The 8,512-nt window shown below is 50.6% G+C and carries 10 protein-coding genes and 1 pseudogene; 10 read left to right on the top strand and 1 reads right to left on the bottom strand.

The features are described 5' to 3' along the window. Nucleotides 1–154 precede the first annotated feature (154 nt). The 9 genes and pseudogenes from ALO_RS23370 (at nt 155) to ALO_RS19115 (ending at nt 4,763) form a co-directional block, all read left to right on the top strand. Nucleotides 155–343 (top strand): single-stranded DNA-binding protein, encoded by a 189-nt coding sequence (locus tag ALO_RS23370; protein ID WP_238528342.1) that lies wholly within the window; start codon nt 155–157, stop codon nt 341–343. Further along, nucleotides 298–516 carry a single-stranded DNA-binding protein gene (locus ALO_RS23365; RefSeq protein WP_004099459.1) on the top strand — a complete coding sequence of 73 codons (219 nt, stop codon included), beginning with the start codon at nt 298–300 and terminating at the stop codon, nt 514–516. Before ALO_RS23370 ends, ALO_RS23365 begins: the two co-directional genes overlap by 46 nt. 106 nt (nt 517–622) lie before the next feature. Next, a complete protein-coding gene (locus ALO_RS19145; RefSeq protein ID WP_004099456.1) occupies nt 623–868 on the top strand; it encodes a hypothetical protein in 246 nt (81 codons plus the stop codon). A 75-nt stretch (nt 869–943) separates the two neighbouring features. Next, nucleotides 944–1,792 (top strand): annotated as a pseudogene (locus tag ALO_RS19140) (DUF932 domain-containing protein). A 90-nt stretch (nt 1,793–1,882) separates the two neighbouring features. Then, on the top strand, nt 1,883–2,386 hold the full coding sequence (locus ALO_RS19135; protein ID WP_139025456.1) for a hypothetical protein: 504 nt from the start codon (nt 1,883–1,885) through the stop codon (nt 2,384–2,386). Between the two features lie 191 nt (nt 2,387–2,577). Then, nucleotides 2,578–3,021, top strand: a complete 444-nt coding sequence (locus tag ALO_RS19130) for a hypothetical protein (RefSeq protein ID WP_004099443.1) — start codon at nt 2,578–2,580, stop codon at nt 3,019–3,021. 3 nt (nt 3,022–3,024) lie between these two features. Continuing rightward, nucleotides 3,025–3,696, top strand: a complete 672-nt coding sequence (locus ALO_RS19125; RefSeq protein WP_004099441.1) for a hypothetical protein — start codon at nt 3,025–3,027, stop codon at nt 3,694–3,696. Then, a complete protein-coding gene (locus tag ALO_RS19120) occupies nt 3,633–4,538 on the top strand; it encodes a PcfJ domain-containing protein (RefSeq protein WP_040293958.1) in 906 nt (301 codons plus the stop codon). The genes ALO_RS19125 and ALO_RS19120 overlap by 64 nt, the downstream gene beginning before the upstream one ends. Nucleotides 4,539–4,553: 15 nt before the next feature. Next, complete coding sequence (locus tag ALO_RS19115) at nt 4,554–4,763, top strand: hypothetical protein (protein ID WP_004099437.1); 210 nt, start codon at nt 4,554–4,556, stop codon at nt 4,761–4,763. A gap of 390 nt (nt 4,764–5,153) precedes the next feature. Here the strand turns inward: ALO_RS19115 and ALO_RS19110 are convergent, their stop codons facing one another. Beyond that, nucleotides 5,154–5,474, bottom strand: coding sequence for a hypothetical protein (locus tag ALO_RS19110; RefSeq protein ID WP_004099433.1), 321 nt, complete (start codon nt 5,472–5,474; stop codon nt 5,154–5,156). Nucleotides 5,475–5,804: 330 nt separating this feature from the next. Between ALO_RS19110 and ALO_RS21125 the strand changes: the two genes are divergently transcribed. Next, nucleotides 5,805–8,512 (top strand): N-6 DNA methylase (locus ALO_RS21125; protein ID WP_193760825.1); only part of this gene is annotated, 2,708 nt, incomplete at its 3' end.

The raw sequence follows: 8,512 nt of genomic DNA, 5'->3' as shown, positions 1-8,512 counted from the left end.
CTCCTCATATTGCCCGCCGGCGCTGCGCCTGACAAGGGTGAAGTGCACGCTGCCGCGCCCTTGTCAGCCACACCGCCGGCGGGCCTTTTATCCGCGAGAAAAGCACCAGACAGTGTTTTTCGAAAAAAATGATAGTGTAAAGGAGTAATGAATCATGAATCAAGTAAGCTTAGTGGGAAGACTCACCCGGGAGCCGGAGGTATTCTACAGCCAGGCAGGCAAAGCGGTTGCCAAGTATTGCCTCGCCGTTCCAAAAAGAAGCAAGGGCGAAACAGACAAAGACGCGGATTTCATCAATTGCGTGTCCTCGGGAAAATTGCCGAAACCATCGGCAATCACGTAACCAAAGGTCAGCAGATTGGCGTGACCGGCCGCATCGACACCGGCAAATACACGACCAAAGAAGGCAATACGCGCTATTACACGCAGGTGATCGTACCGAGCTTTACTTTCGGGGCAAGGCCGCAGGCAGCCAACCGGAACACACCGCCGGATTCGGAAGAAATTCCGTTTTGAACGCAATACGCACAACAGCGCTTGACGTAAAAAAAATGACGTCAAGCGCTGTTCTTTTTCCTGAGAAGCGTAAGAATTCCAGCGTAACTAAAGGAGGTTGTTGACGATGGCAATTGCATTCAAGGTCATTGGCCAGGTGCAGAAAGTGGTTGACCCCAAAGGAAGGGAACGAGGTTTCGGCGTGTTGCTGGAACTGTATTTCCCGGACGGTCAAACGCGGCAATACCGCTACACGGGCCGCAGAAAAAAAGATGTCATTACCGACATGCATAACGGCAAGATGGCAAGGTGGATCAATTGCGCCCGCCTGGATGAGCGGGGCAATCTGGTCTTTGAAATTCAGCTTTACTAGGTAAACATCCCTGACCAATACAAGCCGGCCAGGGAACTAGCCAATATCCCATGAAGAATAGGAGGTTGAAAAGCTATGTCAGATTTAGTCACAAAGTTTGGACGAAATTCCTTTGGGTTCCGGTCAGACATCCCGCTCACGGATGAACAGTTGTTCCGGATCGCCCCCAGCATCTTCGCAGCTGGCAAACACGAATCCCGGTCGGACCGGTACACCTACATCCCCACCGGCGAGGTGTTGGCCGGCCTCAGAAGGGAAGGGTTTCAGCCTTTTATGGTTGCTCAGTCCAAATCCAGAGTGGAAGGCAAATCGGAGTTTACCAAGCATATGCTCCGGCTGCGCCCGGACGGCCAGATTCAAAATCAGGAAGCGTTCGAGATCATCCTCATTAATTCCCATGACGGCACTTCCAGCTATCAGATGCTGGGCGGAGTGTTGCGGTTCGTCTGCCAGAACGGGTGCGTTGCCGGCGACATTATCGAGGACATCAGAGTACCGCACCGGGGGAACATCACTGAAAACGTGATCGACGCCGCCTACAAAATCGTCGACGACTTCGGCGCGGTGGAAGAATCGATAGACAACATGAAGGGCACCCGCCTGGCGCTGCCAGAGGCGCGGGCATTCGCGGAAGCGGCGCTGTCGCTGAAGTACGTCTGCCAGGAGGACGCCCCGATCGCGCCGGAGCAGCTTCTGACCGCCAGACGGTATTAGGATCGCGGCAAAGATGATTTATGAAACGCTTTCAACCGGATTCAGGAAAACCTTTTGAAAGGCGGCTTGCAGGGCAAAACAGTGATGGGCAGGCGCACCACCACCCGCGAGGTTACGGGCATCGATACGAATATAAAACTGAACCGGGCTCTTTGGATATTGTCGGAACGCATGGCCGGGCTGAAGGCAGGCGCTGACGATAGGCAATAAGCCAGGTGAACGTTCACAGGCGGCAGTATCCCGGTTTGACTGGGATACTGCCCTTTTTCAAGTTAAAGTAAAGAAAGCGAGTGATAAACAATGACACTTATAGAAGCATTGGAAGCATTAAGGAGTAAAGGAATCACTAAATTGTCCGGTATGATTGGCGAAAGCGACATTGATAAATACATTGACAATGCTGTACAAAGCCATAAAATAAGCCTTCGCTATGCTGATGTACCCTGTCACAAATACCACCTGGACCATGAGGATGATCACTATATCGTCGAAATCAACGGGCATTTTATCATTGCCACCCATTATGACAATTTTGATATGGCTACTTATGGTAATTATGACACGAGAGAAGAAATGTACGTCGATTTTGATGAATATACAATCATGAAACAGGCTAACGCAATTGCAGACCAAAAAGTGAAAGACTGCAGCGATTTTCCACGGGCTGTATGGTTAGCCATAGCGATTAACGAGCTCTGTCAAGCTTACGCCGCAGCAAATGCCGCCTTTGAACGCGACTTCGGATGCCGGGCCGGGAATGCAAATGGGACAACACACCACTTGTCCAAAGAGGAATTGAAATGACTGGCTTTAAAATCAGACTAGGAGAAACGAATATACCAACCGCGGTATTGGACGGGAACCTAGAGAACGCTATACGCAAGACAGCGCTTGACGCAAAATGACGTCAAGCGCTGTTTTTTTCTTTAGAAACGTAAAACGGACCGGCTCATCCTGCCGGTAGTTATCCTATTGCAAAAAACGGAGGTAAGGATATGGACATCATGGAACAGGCCATCCATAAACTCGATACGGAACTGGAGGCGGCAGCCGATGATCGAGGCTATCTGTTCGCTATCAACCAGATCGTGCGCGCATTGCTGCTGGAAGATGAAAGCTATGCGGAAAAGGTATTGGAAGAGAAACACACGCTAAAGCGCGCCTATAAAGTCATGCGGCATATTGCGCAAAAGAACCGCGGGGGCGCTACCTGCGTATGCATTGCGCCGGACGAAGCCCAGGATATTATCGGCAGATTCTACGGCTTTTGGGGCGAACCCTTTGATTTTGATCCGGATGAGGCCCCCAAACGCCCCATTCCCCCGGCGGCAAAGCGCCCGTATGCGCCTGCCGTTCCTGGCAGCAAGCCGATTCCAGCAGCGGCGAATAAGCCAGACGGCCAGCTCAACCAGATCGACCTGTTTGGCGGGGAGGGTTAAGCCATGCTGCCGCAAACTGCCGAGCAAATCCTATCTCATTTCCGCCCAGCGCCGGTCACGAAAGATTTACAGCAATTCGTCCGAAAAAACGCCTTTACCCAGCAGTACTTATTCATCCGGAAAAAGGGCGATACCACAGGCTATTGTTCGTTCTGCCAAAAGGATGTGCCGCTCAAGGACCCTTTGGCGCTGCCCCACAATGCGAAAACAACCTGCAAGCGCTGCCGGCAGGTTGTCACTGTAAAGCATGTCTGGCGCGGTATAAAAAATATCGCTGATGTCGCATATGTGTATCATTTTGCGCGTTCTGTGAGAAATACACAGATGATTACCTGCCAGACCTTCTATGTCTACCGTTTTTCAGGCAGCAATCCCTGCGCGATAGAATACTCCCCCTCCTGCTACTATGTGTTATCCGGCCAAGGCGCCAGGATGATGTATGTCGACCCCTACTCCCGCCAATATGTCTTGACCCAAAGTATCTATACCAAGCACCCGAGCGGTCATTTCTACTATGGCTGGCAAGGAAAGTTAGCCGTAAATATGGCGAGCCTCGCGCGGGCGGTCCCCATACCCCGTTCCAGTACAGCGCCTGGGAAAACTACACCGATATGGAGGAACAAATCCTGCGTTACCTGGCCCTGTTTGCCAAATATCCGCAGTCGGAGTATCTGAGCAAATGCGGCCTCAGCGCATTTATCCAGTCTTATCTGGAAAGGTATCCGGTCACCAGAGGTCTGCTCAACTGGCGCGGCAAATCACTGCGAAAAGTATTGGGGTTTCAGCCAGCAAAACAAGAGCTTCGCTATATCGTAAAGACGAATTTATCCGGGGTGACGCTAGCCGCTTGGCTGGCGCTCAGAAAAAACGGCTGCCCGGTTCTCTTGCCGGACCTGGCCGCTTATGGCTGGCTCACGGAAACCTCCGTCCTGAAAGAATTGCATGAAGCAGTTCCGTTTGACAAACTGTTTACTTATCAAAAGCGGCTGGAAAAACGCGGTGAGCTAACCGCGTATTTTTTTCGCGATTATCTGGACTATGTAAGAGAATGTCGGCAACTCGGCTATGATATGTCCCGCAAAGAAATTCTCTTCCCGAACAAGCTGGCGGAAAAGCATATCCAGAACCAACGACGCATCAAGCACAAAAGAGACCGGCAGCTTGATCAAAAAATCCTCGAGCGGTATCCCCAATTAGTAGAGAAATACAAGTATGCCGCGCATAATTTTTGCATCGTCGTCCCCAAAAATTCCGGCGACCTCATTGCCGAAGGGCACTACCTGCGCCACTGTGTCGGCAATTACATCGACCGCTACGCCAACGGGTTCACGGACATTGTCTTTTTACGAAAAGCGGCGGATCCGGCTGCTTCCTATTACACCCTGGAAATCTATGACGGCGACATTTTGCAATGCCGGGGAATAAAAAACTGCAGCCCTACTGAAGAGATTTATGCTTTTTTAGACGAGTTTAAACAGCACCGCCTGACGAAAAAACGAAAAAAACGGGCGGTGTAAAGGGAGGGATTGACCTTGAAAAAGAAAGCGGCTGAACTTGATTACGCTTTAAATACCCTGCTGTACCGCTGCTCCCTTTATGCGCGGAATCGGAATCTAGCGCGGAAATATCGCCGGTTGATTGAGCAGCATGGCGCGACCCTTGAATATTCCCAGAAAAAAATCAATCGACATATCCTGGCGGAGCAGCGCCATGTTCTGGCCGTCCGCAGACGCAGGGAATAAGCCGGTGTGAAATATCCTATCAAACCGGCTTAACAGGCCAAAAATAGGCGTTGGGCGAAAAGTTGCCGGAGAACTCTATTTCTATGCCTTCAGGGCCGCCCATAATAATTGTCCAATTCCTCTTGTTGTGTAAAATGCGATGTATCTCGATAACCGACCCGTTCCAGACCCATAAGGCTGAATAGTTTGTGTGTACGGAAAACCGCAAATATCCTTGTTCCGCTAAAAAAGGATATGCTCTGGGCGGTAAACAGATATTGGGACTGTTCGCTAAAACATTGTTTATCCTAGTCTTGACGTCTGCGACAAATTTTCTGGCATTCGCGGGATTTATCCTGAGCTATATACATTGCTACATCCCGGAGGTCTTTCTGAGCCGTAGACACGATTTTAACCTGATACTTTTTGCCGGTCGTCATCTTCCCTCTCCCGTAATTCAGCGTCTATTTCGTCCAAGACATCGTTCACATCCCGGCTTTCGCCTCTACGGCTCTCGCCTGCCGCTTGAATCAGAGATTTATACAATTCATTTTCTTCTTTAAATTTTTCGAGTTCGGACATCAGATTTTCATAGGTTTCGTGACCCAGGACGACCAGCCTGCCAGTGCCCTTTTTCGTGATATATACCGGCAGGCTTTCGGTAATACAAAAACGTTCAATTTCGTCCATCTTTTTGGCCAAATCTGTCATGGGACGAATAATGGCTTTCATATTTTTCACCCCTTTATGTTAGAGTTCTACCTATATTATACCCAAGCAGTCAATGTAAAATCAATCTAAAATCAATTTACAATCATTACTCCTTGGTGAAAAACAATATGTCAGTGGTGGTATCAAAATATCAGTCGTAGCGGGCGCTGGCTTGGGAGCAAGCGGACAGAGCGATTAATCTGCCTTCGCAGTACTGGTTTAGCGCTCACTTTACCATACGCCACAGTCCAAAGCAAGGGTACGCTTCGCCAAGCCCTTGCTTTGGACTGTGGCGTATGGTTTTTTTCCCGCATAAACCAGTACACGAAGGCAGAAAGGATGGATGAAAAAATGGCTCAATTGGCAAAAACGCGCCAAGAATTAGAAACGCTGGTGTTACAGCAAATTACAGCGAATATGGCGGCCTGGAAAGCTTTCTTGGGAACCGTCGGCAGAATGTACAAATACCCCTACACCGACCAGCTCATGATCCATGCGCAGCGCCCGCAGGCACAGGCCTGCGCTGAAATGGAACTCTGGAACCGCTGCTTTCACCGGCGCATTAAACGCGGGGCAAAAGGCATCGCTTTATTTTTCCAAGACGGACGCTGGCAGAAAATCAAGTATGTTTTTGAACTCAGCGACACCTACAAAAAAGACGCCGCTGCCCCGCCGGTCCTCTTATGGACCTTGGAGGAAACCGGCGAACAGGTAGTTTGCCAGGCGTTGAAAGACCGATATAGCCATGCAGAAAACAGCTTTTTGTCGCTGATTTCAGCTATCGCCGCGCAATTGATTACTAAGGGAGTTGGTAAAAATAACTTCCTTGCCAGCCTGCCGGCCGACTCTCACCAGTGGGAAAAACAAGAACTGGAATACCGTCTGCGGAATTTCATCGTTGACAGCACCTGTTACGCCATATTTTCCCGCTGCCAGATAGAATCTGCCGTATCGCTGGCCGAATACGAGACACTGCTGCCCGCTATTTCAACAAGGGACAGCATCTTGCATGTCGCAGAATTGGTCAGTTATTGTACGGCAAACCTGCTGCGCGTCATCGAAGGCGCCATTAAAGCACCGCAGCCATTGAAACCGGTTGGGGCATCACCTGTAAAACTTCATGTTGTGACGAAACCCGAACCACCCCTGCCGGAACCGGAAATTAGTATGCAAACGCCGGAAAATTCAACTGTTTCCCCGCAGCCGTTGCCGCTGGAAGAAACAGTACTGACAACGCCCCCGCCCGCCGCTGCCGGCGAGAACTTTGCTTTAACAGTGAAAAGTTATCCGCCGGGGGCAAAGGCCCGCTACCAACGCACAGTAAGCGCCTTAGCGCTCTTGAAGCAGTTGGAAGCAACGAACAGGCAGGCAACCCGGGAAGAACAAGAGATTTTAGCCGGGTACGCCGGCTGGGGCGGACTTTCCCAAGTCTTTGCGCCGAATAATCTGACCTGGAAACAAGAATATCAGGAAGTTCATGAACTATTGACCGAAAAAGAGTACCGGTCAGCCCGCGCTTCCATCCTAACGGCCTTTTACACGCCGCTGCCGATTATCCAGGCCATGTATGACGGTGTCCGCCGGCTCGGATTCAAAGGCGGTAAAATTCTGGAACCTTCCTGCGGAATTGGAAACTTCATCGGCGCGATGCCGGAAGCACTGAAAAAAACCTCATGCTTTTACGGCGTAGAAATCGATGAGCTTACCGCCCGTATCGCCAAACAGTTGTATCCGGCGGGAGCGATTCAAAACATCGGCTTTGAAAAAGCAAAATTCCCGAATGACACTTTCGATCTGGTGATCGGAAATGTACCATTCGGGAATTTTGCCGTTTATGACCCTACCTACAAGGATAAATTGTCCATCCATGAGTATTTTTTGGCAAAATCATTGGATGTGCTAAAGGACGGTGCGCTGTTGGCCCTGATCGCCAGCAAATTTTTACTGGATAAAAAAGGCTCCGCCTTCCGTGAATACCTGGCCAAACGCGCGCATTTACTAGCCGCTCTCCGCCTGCCGGATACGGCCTTTCTCCAGGCCGGCACCAATGTTCCCATGGACATTTTGTTCTTCCGGAAAACAGCCGCCGCTTCAGAGCCAGATTGGCTGGAGCTGGGTGAAACCGCGGGCGGAATTGAGATCAACCGCTATTACCTTGAGCGCCCTGGCCATATTTTAGGTATGCTCATCAAGAGCAACCACCGCTTTTCCGGCGGCAGCACCTGCATTCCGAAGAAAGAAGAACTGGCCTTGCTGTTGGCCAACGTCATGGAAAGCTGGCAGGCCTGCCCTCCCCAGAGTCAAGCTAACGAATTATCTAACCAGTCCCCCGCTCCCATCGATGGCAGACTTGCGGACAGTTGCTCCGAATCTCAGAACATCTCCCTGTTTGACCTGGAAGCAAGACCGCTTATTCCGGAAACGCCAATCGGAATAATGACGGCAGCGCCAGATATTGTTACGCCGCCTGTAAGGAAAGAAGCCCCTTTACCTTCAGAGCAGCCCCCACAGAAGCCGGTGATTTCGGTTGACCTGTTTGATCAGGAAGAGGAAGCTGTCCCTAAAACGCTGAAAGCGCCGGACACCGTCCGAAATTTTTCTTATATGCTCCAGGATAAGCACCTGTATTACCGCGAGGATAACGAGCTTGTTTTACAGGAGGTCTCAGACGGCACCTATTGCCGGATCACGGCGCTGATTGCCTTGCGGGATCTTGTCTATGACCTGTTATTTGTGCAGCTGCATTCGCTGAATGCAGCTTTAATCCAAGCAAAGCAGGCGTTATTAACCCAACGGTATGATGCTTTTGTCCGCACCTGCGGCTTGATCAACAGCCGCGTCAACAAACTTGCTTTTGCCGAGGATTGCTCCTATTATCTGCTTTGCTCACTCGAAATACTGGACGAAGACGGCAACTTTGAGCGCAAGGCGGATATCTTCACCAAGCGGACTATCGCGCCCCACCAGCCGGTGACGCAGGTGGAAACGGCCAGTGAGGCGCTTACCGTATCGATGAACGAAAAAGGGAAAGCCGATCTATCCTTTATGGCAGCCCTGCT

This window comes from Acetonema longum DSM 6540 (assembly GCF_000219125.1).
In the GTDB taxonomy this organism is placed as follows: domain Bacteria; phylum Bacillota; class Negativicutes; order Sporomusales; family Acetonemataceae; genus Acetonema; species Acetonema longum.
This window is presented reverse-complemented; position numbering and strand designations above follow the sequence as displayed.